Raw genomic sequence first — 18,232 nt, 5'->3', positions numbered from 1 at the left:
CCCCCCCCCCCGCGGTCGCTCAGCCCGTCATGAGCGGACCCGCCAGCCGCCGTAGGACCCCACGCGAGGCGTCGATCCCGGCGGCGATCGGCTGGACCAGGACGTGGTCGGCGCCGGCGTCGTGGTGGGCCCGGACCCGCTCGGTGACCGCGGCCTCGTCGCCCCAGGCCACGATCGCGTCGACGAGCCCGTCGGAGCCGCCCCCGTCGAGGTCGTCGGTCGTCCAGCCCAGCTCGAGCAGCGCGTTGCGGTAGTTCGGCGCGCCGAGGTAGAAGGCCATGTGCTCGCGGGCGAGCGCTCGCGCGACCGCCGGATCGGTCTCCAGCACGACCGCCTGCTCGGGTACCAGCAGCGGCCCGGGCCCAAGCCGCTCTCGGGCGGCCGCGGTGTGCTCCGGCGGCACGAAGTAGGTGTGGGCACCGGCGGTCCGCTGGCCCGAGAGCTCGAGCATCTTCGGGCGCAGCGCGGCCAGCATCCGCGGTCCCCCGTCGGCGGGCTCGGGCCCGGCGTAGGGGGACGCCTCCATGCCGTCCAAGTAGGCCCGCATCGCCGTCAGCGGCCGGGCGTAGTCGTGCCCGCGCGCGTTGACCAACGAGGCGTGGCTCACCCCGATCCCGAGCACGAACCGGCCCGGGTAGGCCTCGGCGAGCGTCTGCCCTCCGGCGTGCATCGCGACCGGGTCGCGGGTCCAGATGTTGGCGATCCCGGTCCCGATCAGCAGTCGCTCGGTCGCCGCCAGCAGGAGCCCGGCGTCGGCCAGCGGCTCCTTGTTGGTCGGCCCCTCGCCGAACCAGAGCGAGCCGTAGCCGAGCGCCTCCAGCTCGCGGGCCGCCTCGCGCTCGACCGCAGCCGGTACGTCGCCGAGCGCGGTCCACCAGACCCCTACCGGGCCCAGCCGCTCGCGCAGCGCCGTTCGTTCCTCGTACGTCGTCCCGTGCACATCGTCCTCCGTCGCCGTCTCCAGTGGCGAACATAGCGATCGGCCCACGGCCTCCCGGCGGGCACGGCGATCACGGACAGCGGCGGTCGGCGGCTAGGCTGGGCTGATGTCGAGCGTCGCGCCGTTCCGGCGCCCACGAGGCGTTGTCCGCACCCTCCTGCGCCGCCAGTCCGCCGCGCACCGCGCCGCCGAGCGCCGGACCCGGGTCTTCGCCGGGACGGCCGCGCTCACCGGCGCCTTCGCCGTAGCGGTCGAGGTCGGCCGGGTCTGGCGTCGCGGGTCGGCGCCGCTGCCGTCGGAGACCGACGGCACGCTGCTGGACGCCGGCGCCGAGGCGGTCAGCGAGACCGTCCACGTCGCGGTCACCGGCTACCGCGAGGGCTCGGACCGCGAGAACGCGCTGCTGAACCTGCTGCTGTCGTTCACCGGCGTCTGGCTCCTGACCCGGTTGTCGACGACGATGATCCACCGCCGTGGCCGGTTCGGGCCGTTCCGCAACGTGGTCGTCCGCGACACCCACGTCCACCACTTCGTGCCGGGGATCGTCGTCGCGTTCGTCGCCGGGGGAGCGGCGATCGTGTCGCGGTCGGCGGGCGCAGACCGCTGGCTGGCGGTCCCGTTCGGGGCGGGTGTCGCCCTCACCCTCGACGAATCGGCGCTGCTGCTGAAGCTCGACGACGTCTACTGGACCGAGGAGGGCGCGGTCAGCGTCCAGATCGCGCTGGCCTCGATCGCGTTGCTCTCGACCGGGCTCGTCGCCCGGCGGACGCTCCGCCGCGGCGAGCGGCTGGTGCTCCTCCCCGACGGCGCCACCGACGTGGCGATGAGCAGCGCCGGCTGACCCGCCGGAGGTTCAGCGGAGCAGCAGGCGCTGCCCGGTCGTCGTGCCGTCGGCCGTCTGGAGCGTGACGGCCAACGACAGGCGCTTCCCGGCCCGGATCCGCTCGCGGCCCGCCGCGGTCAGCCGGATCCGGACCACGGTCGTGCCGTTGCGCGCCGCGGCGACGCCCCGGCCGACCACGATCCGTCGGCCCAAAGCGGTCTTCAGCGTGACCGTCGTGGCGTCGCCCAGGCCGCGGAGGCGGAGCCGAACCGCGCCCGTCCGGAGGGCCTGGCGGCGCGAGCCCGAGGTCGTGATGATCCGCGCCGTGGCCGCCGGTCGCGGCACGGGCTTCGTTTCCGGGAGAGGCAGCGGCGGAGAATCCGCGGTCGCCGGAGAGGGGAAGCCGCTCCGTTGCGCGTCGAACACGATCGGGATGCCGGTGTCGGCCGTGACGGACGTCGCGAGCTGCTGGAGCGCGGCCACCTGCGCGTCGGTCGCGTCCAGATGCAAGGTCACGGCGATCACGAAGCGGTCGTCGCGCACGGGGATCCCGTAGCTCACGAGGCCGCTGCCGCCGGGGTAGCCGCGCAGTCGCCGCCCGAGCTCGGCCTGGGCGGCCAGGACGGCGGAGAACGGGTAGGCCGCAGGTCGCAGGTCGACCTGCGGCTCGATCCCGCACGCCCGCAGCGCCGCGCGCACCGGCTCCTCGTCGGTGCCCACGACCAGGGCCACGTTGAGCCGCTGGTTCCCGTCGACGGGTGGCGAGAACCAGACCCCGCCGTACCCTGGGCCGGCGGCCGTTTCGATCCCACCCTGGTTCAGGCAGGTGAAGACGGCACCGTCCGCGACGGCCTCCGCGGCGGTCATGGCCGGCAGCACCGCGAGCGCCAGCACGAGCGGCGCGGCCCGCGCTAGCCGTCGTGGTTGCCCGGTCGTCACACGCCACATGGGGCGACCCTACTGCGGCCCTCCGGCCGCATGCGGCAGGAGGCCGGCCGGTGCCCGAGAACGAGCTGCTCTCCGGCCGCCTACCCGCCGGCGGCCCGCTAGGCCGTGAGCCGCCCCGCGTCCGAGGCGCGCCCGGCCTCGGTCCAGATGATCTCGTCGTTGGCCGGGCCGACGCCGATCATCCCGATCGGCACGCCGACCTGCTCCTCGATGTAGTCGAGGTAGTCGCGGGCGGCCTGCGGCAGGTCGTCGAGGCTGCGGGCGTGGGTGATGTCCTCGTCCCAGCCGGGCAGCTCGTCGTAGATCGGCGTCGCGTGGTGCAGCACCGTCTGGTGGTACGGAAAGCGATCGAGGATCGCGTCGTCGGCGGTCCGGTACTGCGTCGCGACCTTGATCGTCTTCTGCCCGGAGAGCACGTCGAGCTTGGTGATGCAGAGCTGGTCGAGCGTGCAGAGGCGCGCGGCGTACTTCAGCGAGATCAGGTCGAGCCAGCCGATCCGGCGGTCGCGCCCGGTCGTCGTGCCGCGCTCGCCGCCCTTCTCGCGCAGGCCGTCGGCCAGCGGACCGTCGAGCTCGGTCGGGAACGGTCCGGCGCCGACGCGGGTCGAGTACGCCTTGACGACGCCCCAGATCTCGTCGAGGTCCTTGGGACCGGCGCCCGAGCCGACCGCCGCGGCGCCCGCGACCGGGTTCGACGACGTGACGAACGGGTAGGTGCCGTGGTCGATGTCGAGCAGGGCCGCCTGGGCGCCCTCGAAGAGCACGCTGCCGCCGTCGTCGAGCGCGTCCCAGACGAGCGCGGCGGTGTCGGCGACGTGGCGCTCGAGCTTGTGCCCGAAGGCGAGGTAGGTCTCGGTCATCGACTGCAGGTCGAGGACCGGGTCGCGCTCCCAGGGGCGCAGCGAGCGGGCCTTCGGCTCCATCGCCGCGACGATCTTCTTCTTCAGGATCGTCTCGTCGAGCAGGTCCTGGACCCGGATCCCGAGCCGCAGCGCCTTGTCGGCGTAGCACGGGCCGATGCCGCGCTTGGTGGTGCCGATCTGGTTCTTGCCCAGCCGCGTCTCACCGGCCACGTCGAGCAGCTTGTGGTACGGCATGATCACGTGCGCGTTGGGGCTGATCCGCAGCCCGCTGGCGTCGACGCCCTGCGTTCCCAGCTGCTCCAGCTCACCCAGCAGCACCTCGGGGTCGACGACGACGCCGTTGCCGATGATGCAGGTCGTGCCCGGGTAGAGGATCCCGGAGGGCACGAGGTGGAAGGCGTACTTCGTGTCGCCGTGGACGATCGTGTGCCCGGCGTTGTTCCCGCCCTGGAAGCGCACGACGACGTCGGAGCGCTCCGCCAGGAGATCGACGAGCTTCCCCTTGCCCTCGTCCCCCCATTGAGCGCCAACGATCACGATGCCAGGCATTTCTTGCTCAGCCTATCGGTCGGTGGCGGCAGGCCACTCGCTCACCCTTCGGCGGTGACCGGCACGACCCCCGCGCGGAGCGGCTTTCCCCCTGCTTGCAGCGGACGCCGTCCGCCCAGCCGGGCTAGCGGTCGCGGCCGTCGTAGCCGCGGCGGACCGGGCGGTGCAGGCCCCCGGGGTCGACGCCCCAGGTCGGCGGGACCGGCACCCGGTCGGGGCCGCCGGCGGGGCCGGCACCCGCGTCACGCGGGTCGAACGGCGGCGGTGCGCCGAGGTTCGCCCCAGGCTGCTGGCTGCCGGGGTCGCGGTCGTAGGCGGGCTGGTCGAGCTGGGTCGCGCCGGGGTCGAGCCGGTGACGCGACGTCCGGTGGTCGACCCCATCGATCGTGATCATCTGGCACATGCCCTCGAGCCGGGAGACGGTCCGCTCCCCGATCTGCTCCTGCATCGCGATCGGGTCGAGGTTCGTCGTCAGCACGATCGCCCGCCGCTCCTGCCAGCGCTCGTTGATGATCGTGTAGAGCTGCTCGAGCACCCACGGGTTCGAGCGCTCGGTCCCGACGTCGTCGAGCACCAGCAGCGCGACGCTCGTGAGCTGGTCGAGCAGGTCGAGGGTCGTGGTGCCCTCGCCGTCGTAGGTCCGGCGGATCTCCGAGAGCAGCCGCGGCACCGAGTAGACGGCGACCGGATGCCCGCGCTCGATCGCGTAGCGGGCGACCAGCATCGCCAGCCAGGTCTTGCCGGTGCCGACGCTGCCGGAGATCCAGAGCCCGTCGCCCGCCTCGACCCGCTCGTCGAGCGCGTCGACGTAGCCGCGGACGTCACGCACGACCAGCCGCGGCAGGCCGCTGATGTTGGTGTGCTCGAACGACGCGGTCTGGTACTCCCGCGGAATCCGGGCGCGAAGCTTGCCCGCCGCACGAGCGGCCCGCTGCTCGGGCATGCAGCGGCACTCCGCCGCGGACCGTGTGCGCTCGTCGATCGTCCAGCCGGAGCCGTCGCAGATGCCGTAGGGGCAGCGCACGTCAGCTGCCCCGGGGGGCAGGCGCCCGGTGGTCGGCGGCCGTGGCCCGGCCCGGGGCCGAAGCCGCCCCGCCGGTCCGGGACCACGCGTCGGCGGCCGGGGGCAGCGCCGGATCGGCGGAGCCCTCGCCGAGCACCCGTCCGGCGGCCGTGGTCGAGCGGCCGGCGGCGGTCAGGACCCGACCGACCGCGGTCGTCGCGCGGCCGAGCAGGAACAGCGTCTGGCCGAGCACGCGCAGCGTCCAGCCGGCGGCCGACGCGAGTGTGCCGCGGGAGTTGGGGGGCGTCGTGGAGCTCATGTGCGCGGGAGAGGAGGCCCGCCCACCCCGCCGCCGGGTAGGGGTGGTCCGCCACCGGCTCCGGGGCCACCGACGCCGGCGGGCATCGGCGGACCGCTGAAGTTCGCGGGCGGGCCGCCCGGGGTCTGCGACGGCTGGGCCATCGTCAGGAAGCGCGGGTACTCGCCCTGGAACAGCAGCCGGATCGTGTCGGTCCGGCCGGAACGGTTCTTGGCGATGATCAGCTCTGCCACGCCAGGCTCCGCCGTCTCCTTGTTGTAGTAGTCGTCGCGGTAGAGGAACATCACGAGGTCGGCGTCCTGCTCGATGTTGCCGGACTCACGGAGGTCGCTCAGCAGCGGGCGCTTGTCCGGTCGCGAGTCGACGCCACGGGAGAGCTGCGAGAGCGCGATCACCGGGCAGCTCAGCTCCTGGGCGAGGATCTTCAGCCCTCGCGACATCTCGCCGATCTGCTGGACGCGGTTCTCGGCGCGACCGTCGGCTCGCATCAGCTGAAGGTAGTCGACGATCACCAGCGAGACGCCGTGCGGGTGGCTCGCGGCCAGCCGCCGGGCCTTGGCGCGGATCTCCATGATCCCGATGTCGGAGCTGTCGTCGATGAAGAGCGGGGCCTGCGCGAGCCGGTCGGCGACCTCGAGCACGTCGGGCCAGCGGTCGCCGATCCGCCCCTTGCGGACGTCGTCGCCCTTGATCGCCGCCTGCGAGGCGAGCACGCGCTGGAGCAGCTCGCGCTCGGGCATCTCGAGCGAGAACAGGGCGACGGCGCCCTTGCCCTGGAGCGCGACGTTCTCGGCCAGGTTGGTGACGAAGGCCGACTTGCCCATCGCGGGTCGGGCGGCGAGCACGACCATCGCGCCGGGCTGGAGGCCGGCCGTCTCCTTGTCGAGGTCCCGGAATCCGGTCTCGAGGCCGGTGATGTCGCGGCCGTCCTTCTCCAGCTCCTCGAGCCGCTGGACCTCGCCGTCGATGAACGAGGCGACGCTCCGCAGGCCCTTGTTGTCCTCGTCCTCGGAGACGTCGAAGACCAGGCCCTGGGCCTGCTCGACGATCAGCGCCGGGTCGTTGTCGCCCTTGAGGACGGCGGTCTGGATCTCGTACGTGGCCTGGAGCAGCCGCCGCATCTTGCCGAGGCCCTGGACGATCTGGGCGTGCCGTGGGAGCGCGGCGACCTCCGTCACCGCCGCGGTCAGCTGCCAGACCGCCTCGCGGCCACCGGCCTGGTCGATCGTCCCGGAGCGCCGTAGCTGCTCGACGACGGTGATCGAGTCGATCGGCTGGTTCTCGCTGTAGAGCTGCCGGATCGCGTCGAACGTGACCTGGTGCTGCGGGGCGTAGAAGTCCTCGGCCTTGAGGCCGTCCTCGACGGTCAGGCCGTAGCGGGCCTGCTCCGACAGCATCATCGCCCCGAGCACGGCCTGCTCGGCGTGGAGGTCGTGTGGCGGGACGTGGGCCGCGCCGATCGCCGGCGCGTCGCCGCCGTCGTATCCCCCGAGGTCGTCCGAGCCCGAGTACGAGTCGTCGAAGGGCGGAGGAGCGTCGTGGTCGTGGTCTGGAGTCATGGAGCGGGCAGCTCGAACCTAGCAGCGGGGGTCGGTGGACCCGGTGGCGACGGCCCGCGGCGTTCGCAGATAGCGGGAACTCCGCGGGCAGCGGGGCGAGCGTCGGGCCGGACGGGCGTTCTCGACCGGTCGGTCGTTCTCTGGCGTGGCCGCGTTCGCCGTGGTCTCCCCCGAGGGGTGGCGTCGCGCGGCCGCGCCAGACGGTGCGGGAACAGCTCCGCGACCGAGAACGCGAACGGCGCCGAGCTCGGCGCCGTTCGCGGAGGCCGCATGCCGGTGGAGCGGTCCGCTCCGTCCGGCGTGCGACTCGTGCCGAGGGCCGTGCCCTCGGCGGGAGCGCTCTAGCGCTCGGTGACGATCATCGTCTTGACGTTGGCGATGACGCCCTCGGTCAGCTCGACGTCGACGACGTAGGTGCCGGTCGCGCGGATCGGCTCGCCGAGGCGCACGTTGCGCTTGTCGACGTCGATGCCACGCGCTTCCTTGATCGCGTCGGCGATGTCCTGGTTGGTGACCGAACCGAACAGACGGCCGTCCTCGCCGGTCTGGTGGGCGATCGTCAGGACCGTGTTCGTCAGGGCGTCGGCCTGCTCACGGGCGTTGGCGACGGCCTCGGCGCGCTGGCGCGAGTGCGCGGCGGCGACGCGCTGGGCGTCCTCACGCGCGGCCTTGGTCGCCGGAGCGGCGAGCTTGCGCGGGAGCAGGTAGTTCCGGAGGTAGCCCTTGGAGACGTCGACGACGGCACCCTTGGAGCCGAGCTGCGGGACGTCTTGGAGGAGAATTGCTTCAGGCATGCGGACCAGATTCGATTCTGTCGTGCCGGGCGCAGCACGGCGCTGCGCCCCTCAGCAGGACGGGGAATTCTGACACGTCCGCGCCCGAGACAGCGGCCCGCTCGAGCGGGCCGCTCGCCGCGTCGGCGCGGATGCACCTCAGCACCTGCGGTTGCGCCTGAGGTGTTCGTGGACCGAGAGACGGCGCGCAGGCGCCAAGGCATGACCGCGGCGGCTGCGCCTGAGGTGTTCGTGGACCGAGCAGGTCGGTGCGCGTGAGTCGAGAGCTGTGCGCCAGCACTGCCGAGGCTCACGCGCGCCGAGATGCGATGCGTCCACGGACGCCTCAGACGTGACCGCCCTAGAAGGGGATGTCGTCGTCGGCCGGCGCCGGAACGCTCTGGGGGCCGGGAGCCGGTGCCTGGCCGCCGCCCTGCTGGCCGCCCCATCCACCCTGCTGGCCCTGCTGACCCTGCTGACCGCCGGCCGGCGGACCGCCGCCGAAGTCGCTCTGGTCGACCTGGTAGCCCTGACCGGCCCCGGAGAAGCCGCCGCCCTGCTGGCCGCCGCCTCCGCCGCCGCCCCAGTCGTCGGCCGGCGCGGGGCCGCCCTGGCCGCCCTGCTGGCCGCCCCAGGCGCCCTGCCCGCCGCCCGAGCCACCGGGGGCGCCGCCGCCGGGACCGCCCTCGCGGCCGCCGATGAACTGGACTTCCTGCGCGACGATCTCGATCGACTCGCGCTTGTTGCCCTGCTGGTCCGTCCACTCACGCCAGCGCAGGCGACCGTCGACGGCGACCTGGCGTCCCTTCGAGAGGAACTTGGCGGTCGCGTCGGCCTGGTTGCCGAAGACGCTGACGTTGAAGAAGTTCGGTTCGTCGACCCACTGGCCCGTCGCCCCGTCCTTGCGGCGCGCGTTGACGGCAACGCGCAGCGAGCAGACGGAGCCACCGGAATTCAGTCCCCGAAGCTCGGGGTCGCGGGTCAGGTTCCCGACGATCGTGACGCGGTTGATCGGCATGGGGTCCTCTTTCTCGGGGTTACGTCGGCCGACGGTAGCGGCCGGGGCGGGGCGGGCCGCCAAGCGCACAGGATCGGCACGAAATCGGTCGCCAGGTGACGCAGTACGACACGTCACCTCAAGGAAAGCAGCATCCCAGGACCAGCGGCGGATCGGGGACTCCCACAGGGAACCCCTCGATTAGCAGCAGAGAACCGGGACAGGGCAACCGTCGGGCGATTCGACGGACCCAGAACGAAGAAGTGCCGCCCAAGGGGCGGCACCGATCCGGCGCGCCGACAGCGGGTCGGCGCGAGCGATGAGCCGGAGGCTCAGGCCTCTTCGGCGGCGGCGACGGCAGCGCCGGCGGCGACAGCGTTCGCGTCGATCTCGGCGAGATCGGGAAGGTCGACCGGGTTCCGCTCGAGCTTGATGATCCGGTGACGCAGGACCGAGTCGTTGATCTTCAGCTGGCGGTCGAGCTCGACGAGGAGCTCGGCCGGGCCCTTGAAGCGGAAGACGCGGTACTCCGCGGTCGCCTCGTCGTTGATCGGGTAGGCGAGCTGGCGCACACCCCATTCCCGACCCTCGAGGAGCGAGCCCTGCTCCTGGATCAGCTTGTCGATATCGACGGCCAGCTTCTGACGCAGCTGCTCTTCAGCAGACGCGTGGAGAAGGATGACGAGGTCGTATGAAGGAGCGGGAGCGGCCATAAGAGAATTCGCGTGGAACGCGACGATCGACAGTAGCAAAGCCCTCGCCGTCCGGTCGTCCACCCCGAGGGTGTGGCGATCGAGGTGGCGTGCGGGCCCCAGGTCCGGACGCGAAGTCCGGGGGCGAAACGGTAGCGGCTGGCGGGTCAACGGGGTGCGATGACCGAGAACCGCCCCGTTCCGCCGACCCCGCCCCGGACCCAGCTCCGCTCCCGACCCGGCACCGTCGTGGCCGTCGGCGGAGTCGGGCTCGCGATCGCGCTCGTCACGCTCGGGCCGCGACTGGGCGGCTCGCCGCCTGCGGTCCCCGACGGCCGCGCGAGGCTCGCGACGGCCGCTCCGCCGCCCGCAGCCAGCGCGGGAGCCGGCGGCGTCCACCCGGCGACGCCACCGACCGCGGCGCGGCCCGCGACCTCCTCCGTCGCTGCCCGTCCGGGGCCGGCCCGTCCGACGCGTCGCACCACCACCCCGGACGACCGGGCGAGCGACCGGTCGCGGTCCTCCGGCCCTCGACGTCGCCGGGACCGGCCTCCCGGCCACCGAAGCCGGCGGCGGACCGTCCCGTCGGACGCCCCGGCCCGTCGGACGTCGGGGCGCCCCGCCCGCGGCCCGGCCAGCCGGACGCCGGCGACGACATCGGGGCGGGCTCGGGCCCGGGTCGCGCCCGCCGCGACCGCCCCCGCTCCGGCCCGGACGTTCGCGCCGGCCGCGCCGACGCGTCGCACGGGCGGGCACCGCACGGCTCCCAGCGCCGCGGCCGAGTTCGGCCCGTGAGGCCGCTTGTGGGCGGCTCAGTCGGCGTCGTCGGCCGCGGCGCCCGAGGTCTTGCGGCGGACGTCGACGAGCTGGTCGTCGATCCAGTCGCCGGGGTTCCGGCGCAGCACGATCTCGCGCAGGCCCTCCGCGCGATGCTGGCGCTCCTCGGCGCTCATCGTCAGCGCCCGGTGGATCGCGTTGGCGAGCGCCTGCACGTCGAACGGGTTGACGGTCAGCGCGAACTCGCCGAGCTCCTCGTGCGCTCCCGTGTTCTCGGACAGGATCGAGACGCCGTCGCGCTCGTTGACGATCGGCCCCTCCTTCGCCACCAGGTTCATGCCGTCGAACATCGCGTTGACGATGTGGACGTCGTAGTGGCGGTAGGCCGCCATCGCCTCCTCGACGTCGTCGCGGAGCTTGAGCTGGATCGGCATCCAGTCGGGCGTCCCGTGGCGATGGTTGACGACCGCGACCAGGGCCTCGATCCGCTCGAGGTACTCGCGGTACTCGGGCACGTCCGTTCGCGACGGCATCAGCTGGGCCATGAACGTCACCCGCTCGCTGAACTCCGGGTGCTGCTCGAGGAACAGGTCGAAGGCGGAGAACCCGCGCAGCACGTTCTTCGAGAGGTCCGCGCGGTCGACGCGCAGGATCATGTACTCGCGCCGGCGGCGCAGCAGCTCGTCCTCGAACTCGCGGACCCGCGCCCGTCGCGAGACCTCGCGCGTCGCCGAGCCGTCGATCGGCAGCGGGTAGGCGCGGACCCAGACCTCGCGGTCGTCGATCTTGACGACGCCCTGGGCGTGGTCGACCTCGAGCTCGAGCAGGTCCTCGCAGCACTGCAGGAAGTTCCGGCGGTAGCTGCGCGTATGGAAGCCGACGATGTCGTTGGAGAGGATCCCGCGGTAGATCTCGTCGCGCATCTTCGACGGCAGCACGCGCCAGGAGTCCGACTGCGACCACGGGATGTGGACGAAGTGGTGGAGGAAGACGTCCGGCCGGCGCTTGCGGATCATCGCCGGCAGCAGGTACAGGTGGTAGTCGTGGATCATCACGACGGGGTGCTCCTCGCCGTCGATCTCCTCGACGACCGCATCCGCGAGGTCCTGGTTGACGATCTTGTAGCCGTACTCGTAGGCCTCGACCTCGTGCGAACGCACGTCAGGAGCGTTGGAGAGGTCCCACAGGTAGTGCTGGATGAACCACAGCATCGGGTTGGCGATGATGCTGTAGAAGCGCTCGTAGGCGAGCTCGTCGCTGACGACGAGCCGCACGTCGTAGGAGCCGCCGTCGGGCGAGTCGACCGTGAAGGCACGACCGTCGGCCTTGCGGGCCCGGGTCGCGTCGCCACGGCCCATCGCGTTGGCGATCCAGGTCGCCCGGCGGTGCGACGCGAGGCCGGTCAGCGCCGTGACCAAGCCACCGGTCCCACGGTGGATGTTGCCGTCGACGTCGTACGTCACCGGCCCCCGGTTGGAGACCAGGACGAGCGGCTGCTGGACGGGCTCGGTCATCGCCACCAGGGTACCGGGCGACGGGCGGCCGCCCACGGGCGTCGGGCCGCAGGATGCGAGGCTCGGCGGGGGCCTCGCAGCTCCGGACCGGCCGGTCGCCGACGCTGGCCGGAGGCTCAGGCCGGAAGCTCGAGGACGAAGGTCGTCGTCCCGGGCTCGGACTCGACGCGCAGGGTCCCGCGCATCCGGTGGGCGAGCTCGCGGGCGATCGCCAGCCCCAGTCCCGCCCCGGATCCGCCCCCGGCCCCGGTGCCGTGGAACGGATCGAAGATGTGCGGCAGCTCCGCGGGCGGGATTCCCGGGCCGTGGTCGCTGACGGCGATCCGGGTGACGCCGCCGCGGCGGTCGACGCGGATCTCGACCGCGTCGCCTTCGCCGGAGTGCTTGATCGCGTTGTCGACGAGGATCCGGATCAGCTGGCCGACGCGGTCCGGATCGCACCGCTGGATGACCGCCGGGCCGATCAACCGGACCCGCAACGGACGCCCGTCGCGCTCGACGATCGGCCGGAACTCGCCGGCGACCTGCTCGGCCAGCTCGTGGAGGTTGGTGTCCTCCGGGCGCAGGTCGACGCCGCCGCTCTCGAGCCGGGAGAGGTCGAGCAGGTCTCCGGAGAGCCGGGTCAGCCGGCTGATCTGGGTCGCCAGCCGCTCCAGGAAGCTGCGCCGGGTCTCCTCGTCGAGGTCCTCGTCCCGCAGCAGCTCCACGAAGCCCGAGAGCGACTGCAGCGGCGTCCGCAGCTCGTGCGAGGCGGTCGCAATGAACCGCTTGCGGCTGTTGTCCAGCTCTGCGAGCTGGCGCTGCATCGTGTCGAGCGAGCGTGCGAGCGAGCCGAGCTCGTCGTCGGCGTCGACGTTGAAGCGGGTCGTGAAGCGACCGGCGGCAACCTCGCGCGAGCCGTGCTCGAGCCGGCGCAGTCGAGCCGAGACGCCGACGGCCATCACCGCCCCGGCGATCAGCGCGGCGAGGATGCCCAGCATCCCGCCGATCAGGACCCGCCGTCGGACGAGCGAGACGGTCGCCTGGACGTCAGCGAGGCCCTCGCTGACGACCGCGACCCGCGGCGCCGCGGTGGTCCCGTCCGGCGGGATGGGGACGGCGACGACCGCCCGCAGGGCGCCGTCACGATCGTCGGTCTGGAGGACGAGGCGCTGTTCGTCGAGGGCACGGCCCGCGAGCGCCATCACCGTCGCCGAGGGCACGAGCGCCGCGCGGCTGGTCTGGCGCACCACCGGCAGCAGGTCGTCGGGACCGCGGGACAGGACCGCGACCCACCCGCCGGTACGCACCGCGATCGTCTCGACCAGCCGCTGGTTGCTGACCGCGACCGGACGCCGGGTGGCGGAGCCGCTGGCCCGGGTGGCCGGGCTCGGGCGACTCGCCCCTGTGGTGGTCGTGCCGGCGCCAGCGGTCCCCGTGCTTCCGGACGCCTTGCCGTCGGCGGTGCCGGCGCCCCCGGGGGTCGCGCTGCCAGCGGCGCCGGAGGCACCACCCGGGGAGGGGCGGACGGCGGAGGTCGCCGGGACCCCGTGGCGAGCGTCGTCGACGGCCTGGCGGGTCTCGTGCGCCAGCGCCCGCAGACGCTGCTGGGCCATCGACGACTCCAGGGTCGGCAGCACCTCGATCGAGATCGCCGCGACGGCGATCACCGTCACCGCGACGAACGCGGCGGTCAGGCGCAGCCGCAGCGACCACCGCACCCGCCAGCGCACCGGCTCAGGCGTCCGCGTCGCGGAACCGGTAGCCGAGCCCGCGCACCGTGATCACGTACTCGGGGTCCTTCGGGTTGCGCTCGATCTTCTCGCGTAGGTGGAGCACGTGGACGTCGACGGTCCGCCGCTCGCGGTAGGCCGCGCCGCCCCAGGCGCGCTCCAGCAGCATGTCGCGGGTGAAGACCCGGCCGGGAGCCTGGGCCATCGTCACCAGCAGCTCGAACTCGAGGTGGGTCAACTCGACCTCCTCGCCACGGACGGTGACCCGCCGGCGGTCCGGCTCGATCAGCAGCTCGTCGACCTCGATCGCAGGCGCCTCGCCGGACAGGACCGCGGGCAGCGCCGCACGGCGGAGCGCGGCCCGGACCCGGCTGCGCAGCTCGCGGACCGAGAACGGCTTGGTCACGTAGTCGTCGGCGCCGTGCTCGAGCCCCGCGACCCGGTCGACCTCCTCACCGCGCGCCGAGAGCATGATGATCGGCACCGCCGAGCGCTCGCGGAGCTGACGGCAGACCTCGAACCCGTCGATCCCGGGCAGCATCACGTCGAGCAGGACCAGGTCCGGACGGGTCCGATCGAACTGCTCGAGGGCCTCTGCGCCGGTCGACGCGGTCACCACGTCGTGGCCGTCACGGCGCAGCGGGAAGGCGAGCAGCGTCCGGATCGACTCTTCGTCGTCAACGACCAGGATGCGGGCGGAAGTGGTCATCTGTGGCGTCGTCGTCCCGTGCGTCGGCGGATGTCCCCGTCCCGAGACGGTGGATCCTGTCGTGAGGGGGGCGTTCAACAGGGTACGCCGCCGGTACGCTGGCGGTCCTTGACCTTGCGAGTCGGAATCGGTGCGCTGCTGCTGGCGGCGCTGATCGCGGCGTTCTCGTTGCAGCAGCAGCCACGTCCGCTGAGCGCCGACCTGACCGCTGCCGCGTTCGACAACAACCGGGGCATCGCGCTCGTCAACGAGCTGGCCAGCCGCTACCCGGACCGGCGCGCCGGCTCGGCCGGAGACGACGCGCTCGCCACCCGCGTCGGCCAGGAGCTGCAACGCGCGTTGCCCGCCGCGACCCTCCGGACCGAGCAGTTCCGCGCCGACACGCCCGACGGCAACCGGACCCTCCGCAACGTCTCGGTGACCCTGCTCGGCCAGCCAGGCCCCGAGATCGTGGTCGTGGCCCACCGCGACGCCCTCGAGCCGGTCAGCCGCGCCGAGCTGACCGGCACGGCCGGGTTGATCATGCTGGCCCGCGCCGTCGGCCAGGCCCGCTTCCAGCACACCATCCGCTTCGTCTCGACCACCGGGGCCGCCGGCGGCGGGCTCGTCGGCGCCACCCAGCTCGCCCGGACCCTGAAGGAGCCGGTCTCCGCCGTGCTCGTGCTCGGCGACCTCTCCGGCGGAGCGGGGCGCCAGCCGCAGGTCGTGCCGTGGTCGAACAGCGTCGCTGCCGGCCCGCTGCGGTGGCAGCGAACCGTCGAGTCGGCGCTGCGCGACGAAGGGCTGCACCCGGCCACGAGCGAAGGCCTCTGGCCACAGCTGGTCCGCCGCGGACTCCCGGCCACGGTCGGCGAGCAGGGCGAGCTGAACCAGGCCGGGCTCCCGAGCGTCCTGCTCTCCGCCGGTGGGGCACCGCCGGCCACCGCCGACGCCGCGGTCGCCCCCGAACGGTTCGGGGCCTACGGCCGGGCCGCGCTCCGCAGCATGCGGGCGGTCGACGCGATCGACGGCTCGGTCGGCCCTCAGCAGACCGGGCTGGTGGTGGCGGGGCAGGAGCTGCCCGCCTGGGCGCTGCGGGTCCTGCTGCTCGCCGTCCTGGTGCCGATGCTCGGCGCGGCCCTGGTGGTCGGCTTGTCGCTCGCCCGCGACCGCCACCCGCTCGCCGCCGGTGCCGCCTGGACCGCCGGCTGCGCGGTCGGGCCGCTGGTCGCCGCGCTCGTGGCCGTCGGGCTCGGCCGGATCGGCGTGGTCTGGCCGGCGACGCCCGCCCCCTACGCCGGCCAGGCGATCCACACCGGCACGGGAGCCTGGGTCCTCGTCATCGTCCTGTTCGCGATCCTCGTGGCCACGGTCGCGATCGCGCGGCCCGTGCTCACCCGGGAGGCGACCGGACGGTTGCGGCCGACCCGCACCACCGTCACCGTCGCCGTCTTCGGCATGGTCGCGCTGGTGCTGGCGGTCCTCGTCGTGACCAACCCGCTCGCCGCCGTCCTGCTGCTCCCCGCGGCGCTCGCGTGGCCCGCCGCGATCGCCCCGCTGCCGTTCCTCCAGCCGCTCCACCGCCTCGGCCTGACCGCCCTCGGCGCGTTGCTGCCGCTGGCCGCCGCGATCACGGTGATGTCCGACCTCGACGTGCCGCTGACCCAGGTCCCCTGGTGGCTGGTCCTGCTCGCGGCCGGAGGCCACATCACCCCCTTCACGCTGTTGCTGCTCAGCCTCGTGCTCGGGGCCTTCATCGCGACCTGCCTGACCCTGGTGCCGGCCGCGACGAACCGCTGGCTCGCCCGCTTCCAGGCCGAGCGGCGGGAGCGGCGACAGCGGCGCCACGAGGACGATCCCCTCCCCGCGGACGAGGACGAAACCACCCCAGACGACGAAGGGATGACGATCAGACTCGAACGACGATGATCCGGTCGACACGCGTACGGCGAACGTTGCGCGCGGTGTCGACCCTGCTCCTCGTCGTCGGCGTCCTGGTCGTGCTCGACGTCGTCGTCACCTACCTCTGGCAGGAGCCAGTGACGGCCGTCGTGGCCAAGCTCCGCCAGGACGACCTCGGCGACCGGCTCGACCGGCTGCCCCCCACGGCGTCGACCCCGGCCGAGCAACGCCGGCTCGCCACCCTCGACGGTGCCCCCGAGCGGCTCGGCTTCCTCGCCCGCCGGTTCGAGAAGCAGCTGCGGCCCGGAGACCCGGCGGCCCGGATCCGGATCCCGAAGGTCGGCGCGAACTTCGTCGTCGTCTTCGGCAGCGACGCCGACTCGCTGACCAAAGGCCCCGGCTTCTACCCGTCGCAGCCGCTCCCCGGACAGCACGGGACGGTCGCGATCGCCGGCCACCGGACGACCTACCTGGCCCCGTTCCGGCACCTCGACCAGCTGCACCGCGGTGACGAGATCCAGCTCGAGCCGCCGTACGGGCGCTTCTCCTACCGCGTGATCGGCGTTCGCCGGGTCGCTGCCGACAGCCGCTGGGTGCTCGACCGCCGCCCCTACGACCAGCTCGTCCTGACCGCCTGCGACCCGCCGTTCAGCTCCGCGCGCCGGATCGTCGTCTTTGCCAAGCTGCAGTCAGCGCGCCTCCGCGGGGCAACCCCAACCGCCTAGCCCGCGTCGACCGCATAGCCCGCCGTCGGCCGCCCGGCAGCCGGCCGGCAGCCGGTCCGCGACCTCACGAACAGCGTTCGGCAAGAGCGGTGTTCGATCAGAGCCGCGTTCGCTCCGAGCGACGTTCGACCGAACCACCGTTCGTTCGATTCGGGCTCGGCTCAGCCGCCGCGGTGCTCCCAGCCCGCCCAGCGGACCGGGAAGCCGTTGCGGTGCAGGAACACGCCCGGATCGGCGCCGTCGACCGCCGCCCGGACCTCGCCGATCCACGTCAGGCCGGGGATCGTCTCCGCGATGTCCGGGGGTGCGGTGACGAGCAGCTCGAAGTCCTCGCCCCCGGTCGCCGCCAGCTCGGCCGGATCCGCGCCGGTGGCGACCGCCAGCTCGTCGACCCCCAGCTGCCGGGGCAGCCGGTCGACGTCGATCGCGAGCTGCACGCCGGAAGCGCGTCCGACGTGGTCGGCGTCGGTGGCGATCCCGTCCGAGAGGTCGATCCCCGTGCGGACGCCCGCCGCGCGCAGCCGCAAGCCGTCCTCCAGCCGCGGGAGCGGCCGCAGATAGCGCTCGATCAGCGCGTCACGGACGGGCCGGTCGTCGTAGGCGGCGAGCGTCGGCGCGCCCTGCAGCAGCGCCAGCCCGCAGACGCTGCCCCCGAGCCGCCCGGTCACGCCGACGAGATCGCCGACCCGGGCCTCGGTCCGCCGCAGCAGCGCATCGCCGTCGGCGGCCCAGCCGACGACGGTGACGGTCACCACCAGCGTCCCGCCGTCGCTGACGTCGCCGCCGGCGATCGTGGTGCCAGTCGACTCGGCCAGCGTCTCGATCGCCGTGAAGAGCTCGAGCACGTCGTCGTCGCCCCACGTCGACGGCAACGTCAGCGCCACGTAGGCCTCGCCCGCAGGCACGCCCATCGCGGCGAGGTCGGAGAGCGCGGTGGCCAGCGCGCGGTGGCCGACGACCGCCGGGGTCACCCGCGGCTGGTTCAGCGGCAGGTGCACGCCGAGCACGGTCGTGTCGGTGCTGGTCACCGCCAGCGAGCCGGCGGCCTGCACCACGGCGGCGTCGTCACCCGGCCCGACGAGCAGACGCTCGTCGCGCGGGCGGAGGCGGGCCGTGAACGCCTCGATCAGCGCCCGCTCAGCCATGCGAGCGGCCGGTCGCCTACCGGTGGCGGTAGACGATCCGGGCGCGGGTCAGGTCGTACGGCGAGACCTCGACGCGTACCCGGTCGCCGGGAAGGATGCGGATGCGGAAGCGCCGCATCTTGCCGGCCACGTGGCCGAGTACTTCGTGACCGTTGTCGAGCTTCACCTTGAACATGGCGTTGGGCAGCGCCTCAACGACCTCGCCCTCGAACTCGACTTTTTCCTCTTTAGCCATCCGACCTACGGTACCAGTCGGGAGCCGTTCGACGCGGACCGCCTAGGCCCGGATCGCCCGCCGCTACG

Annotated in this window: 17 protein-coding genes; 3 read left to right on the top strand and 14 right to left on the bottom strand. The window is 73.3% G+C overall.

Annotated features, from left to right (window positions below; genetic code table 11):
• Positions 1–19: 19 nt before the first annotated feature.
• Positions 20–940 carry a TIGR03620 family F420-dependent LLM class oxidoreductase gene (locus ACVUH9_RS18565; protein WP_475759607.1) on the bottom strand — a complete coding sequence of 307 codons (921 nt, stop codon included), beginning with the start codon at positions 938–940 and terminating at the stop codon, positions 20–22.
• Positions 941–1,046: 106 nt separating this feature from the next.
• Between ACVUH9_RS18565 and ACVUH9_RS18560 the strand changes: the two genes are divergently transcribed.
• Positions 1,047–1,781: a hypothetical protein gene (locus ACVUH9_RS18560; protein ID WP_475759605.1), complete on the top strand. Its 735-nt coding sequence runs from the start codon at positions 1,047–1,049 to the stop codon at positions 1,779–1,781.
• A 12-nt stretch (positions 1,782–1,793) separates the two neighbouring features.
• Here the strand turns inward: ACVUH9_RS18560 and ACVUH9_RS18555 are convergent, their stop codons facing one another.
• From ACVUH9_RS18555 to ACVUH9_RS18505, 11 genes are all read right to left on the bottom strand, one after another.
• The gene (locus tag ACVUH9_RS18555; protein WP_475759604.1) at positions 1,794–2,711 is read right to left on the bottom strand and encodes a hypothetical protein; all 918 of its coding nucleotides are present in this window, start codon (positions 2,709–2,711) and stop codon (positions 1,794–1,796) included.
• Between the two features lie 98 nt (positions 2,712–2,809).
• Complete coding sequence (locus ACVUH9_RS18550; protein ID WP_475759602.1) at positions 2,810–4,123, bottom strand: adenylosuccinate synthase; 1,314 nt, start codon at positions 4,121–4,123, stop codon at positions 2,810–2,812.
• Between the two features lie 124 nt (positions 4,124–4,247).
• On the bottom strand, positions 4,248–5,066 hold the full coding sequence (locus ACVUH9_RS18545; protein ID WP_475759600.1) for an ATP-binding protein: 819 nt from the start codon (positions 5,064–5,066) through the stop codon (positions 4,248–4,250).
• Positions 5,067–5,148: 82 nt separating this feature from the next.
• Positions 5,149–5,445 (bottom strand): hypothetical protein, encoded by a 297-nt coding sequence (locus tag ACVUH9_RS18540; protein ID WP_475759598.1) that lies wholly within the window; start codon positions 5,443–5,445, stop codon positions 5,149–5,151.
• Positions 5,442–7,004, bottom strand: coding sequence for a replicative DNA helicase (gene dnaB / locus ACVUH9_RS18535; RefSeq protein ID WP_475759597.1), 1,563 nt, complete (start codon positions 7,002–7,004; stop codon positions 5,442–5,444). Before dnaB ends, ACVUH9_RS18540 begins: the two co-directional genes overlap by 4 nt.
• A gap of 341 nt (positions 7,005–7,345) precedes the next feature.
• Positions 7,346–7,798, bottom strand: a complete 453-nt coding sequence (gene rplI / locus ACVUH9_RS18530; RefSeq protein WP_475759595.1) for a 50S ribosomal protein L9 — start codon at positions 7,796–7,798, stop codon at positions 7,346–7,348.
• A 340-nt stretch (positions 7,799–8,138) separates the two neighbouring features.
• The gene (locus tag ACVUH9_RS18525) at positions 8,139–8,795 is read right to left on the bottom strand and encodes a single-stranded DNA-binding protein (RefSeq protein ID WP_475759593.1); all 657 of its coding nucleotides are present in this window, start codon (positions 8,793–8,795) and stop codon (positions 8,139–8,141) included.
• A 311-nt stretch (positions 8,796–9,106) separates the two neighbouring features.
• Positions 9,107–9,550, bottom strand: a complete 444-nt coding sequence (gene rpsF, locus ACVUH9_RS18520) for a 30S ribosomal protein S6 (RefSeq protein WP_475759591.1) — start codon at positions 9,548–9,550, stop codon at positions 9,107–9,109.
• A gap of 728 nt (positions 9,551–10,278) precedes the next feature.
• Positions 10,279–11,757 (bottom strand): alpha,alpha-trehalose-phosphate synthase (UDP-forming), encoded by a 1,479-nt coding sequence (locus ACVUH9_RS18515; RefSeq protein WP_475759589.1) that lies wholly within the window; start codon positions 11,755–11,757, stop codon positions 10,279–10,281.
• A 116-nt stretch (positions 11,758–11,873) separates the two neighbouring features.
• Entirely contained in the window at positions 11,874–13,469 is a 1,596-nt protein-coding gene (locus tag ACVUH9_RS18510; protein WP_475759587.1) for a sensor histidine kinase, read from the bottom strand.
• Between the two features lie 4 nt (positions 13,470–13,473).
• Positions 13,474–14,178 carry a response regulator gene (locus tag ACVUH9_RS18505; RefSeq protein WP_475759585.1) on the bottom strand — a complete coding sequence of 235 codons (705 nt, stop codon included), beginning with the start codon at positions 14,176–14,178 and terminating at the stop codon, positions 13,474–13,476.
• A 108-nt stretch (positions 14,179–14,286) separates the two neighbouring features.
• Here ACVUH9_RS18505 and ACVUH9_RS18500 point away from each other — a divergent pair, with 108 nt between their 5' ends.
• Positions 14,287–16,086, top strand: a complete 1,800-nt coding sequence (locus tag ACVUH9_RS18500) for a hypothetical protein (RefSeq protein WP_475759583.1) — start codon at positions 14,287–14,289, stop codon at positions 16,084–16,086.
• 35 nt (positions 16,087–16,121) lie between these two features.
• Positions 16,122–16,784, top strand: coding sequence for a class E sortase (locus tag ACVUH9_RS18495; RefSeq protein WP_475759581.1), 663 nt, complete (start codon positions 16,122–16,124; stop codon positions 16,782–16,784).
• A gap of 161 nt (positions 16,785–16,945) precedes the next feature.
• On the opposite strand, the gene thiL is transcribed toward ACVUH9_RS18495, so the two are convergent.
• Positions 16,946–17,929 carry a thiamine-phosphate kinase gene (thiL, locus tag ACVUH9_RS18490; protein ID WP_475759579.1) on the bottom strand — a complete coding sequence of 328 codons (984 nt, stop codon included), beginning with the start codon at positions 17,927–17,929 and terminating at the stop codon, positions 16,946–16,948.
• A 16-nt stretch (positions 17,930–17,945) separates the two neighbouring features.
• Positions 17,946–18,164, bottom strand: a complete 219-nt coding sequence (infA, locus tag ACVUH9_RS18485; RefSeq protein ID WP_475759577.1) for a translation initiation factor IF-1 — start codon at positions 18,162–18,164, stop codon at positions 17,946–17,948.
• Between the last annotated feature and the right edge of the window lie 68 nt (positions 18,165–18,232).

This window comes from Patulibacter ginsengiterrae, assembly GCF_056269115.1.
This window is presented reverse-complemented; position numbering and strand designations above follow the sequence as displayed.

Coding starts and splice junctions, on each gene's coding strand:
- ACVUH9_RS18525 (WP_475759593.1), bottom strand. CDS start 8,795: ATGCCGATCAACCGCGTCACGATCGTCGGGAACCTGACCCGCGACCCC.
- dnaB (WP_475759597.1), bottom strand. CDS start 7,004: ATGACTCCAGACCACGACCACGACGCTCCTCCGCCCTTCGACGACTCG.
- ACVUH9_RS18560 (WP_475759605.1), top strand. CDS start 1,047: ATGTCGAGCGTCGCGCCGTTCCGGCGCCCACGAGGCGTTGTCCGCACC.
- ACVUH9_RS18505 (WP_475759585.1), bottom strand. CDS start 14,178: ATGACCACTTCCGCCCGCATCCTGGTCGTTGACGACGAAGAGTCGATC.
- ACVUH9_RS18545 (WP_475759600.1), bottom strand. CDS start 5,066: ATGCCCGAGCAGCGGGCCGCTCGTGCGGCGGGCAAGCTTCGCGCCCGG.
- thiL (WP_475759579.1), bottom strand. CDS start 17,929: ATGGCTGAGCGGGCGCTGATCGAGGCGTTCACGGCCCGCCTCCGCCCG.
- rplI (WP_475759595.1), bottom strand. CDS start 7,798: ATGCCTGAAGCAATTCTCCTCCAAGACGTCCCGCAGCTCGGCTCCAAG.
- infA (WP_475759577.1), bottom strand. CDS start 18,164: ATGGCTAAAGAGGAAAAAGTCGAGTTCGAGGGCGAGGTCGTTGAGGCG.
- ACVUH9_RS18515 (WP_475759589.1), bottom strand. CDS start 11,757: ATGACCGAGCCCGTCCAGCAGCCGCTCGTCCTGGTCTCCAACCGGGGG.
- ACVUH9_RS18540 (WP_475759598.1), bottom strand. CDS start 5,445: ATGAGCTCCACGACGCCCCCCAACTCCCGCGGCACACTCGCGTCGGCC.
- ACVUH9_RS18555 (WP_475759604.1), bottom strand. CDS start 2,711: ATGTGGCGTGTGACGACCGGGCAACCACGACGGCTAGCGCGGGCCGCG.
- ACVUH9_RS18550 (WP_475759602.1), bottom strand. CDS start 4,123: ATGCCTGGCATCGTGATCGTTGGCGCTCAATGGGGGGACGAGGGCAAG.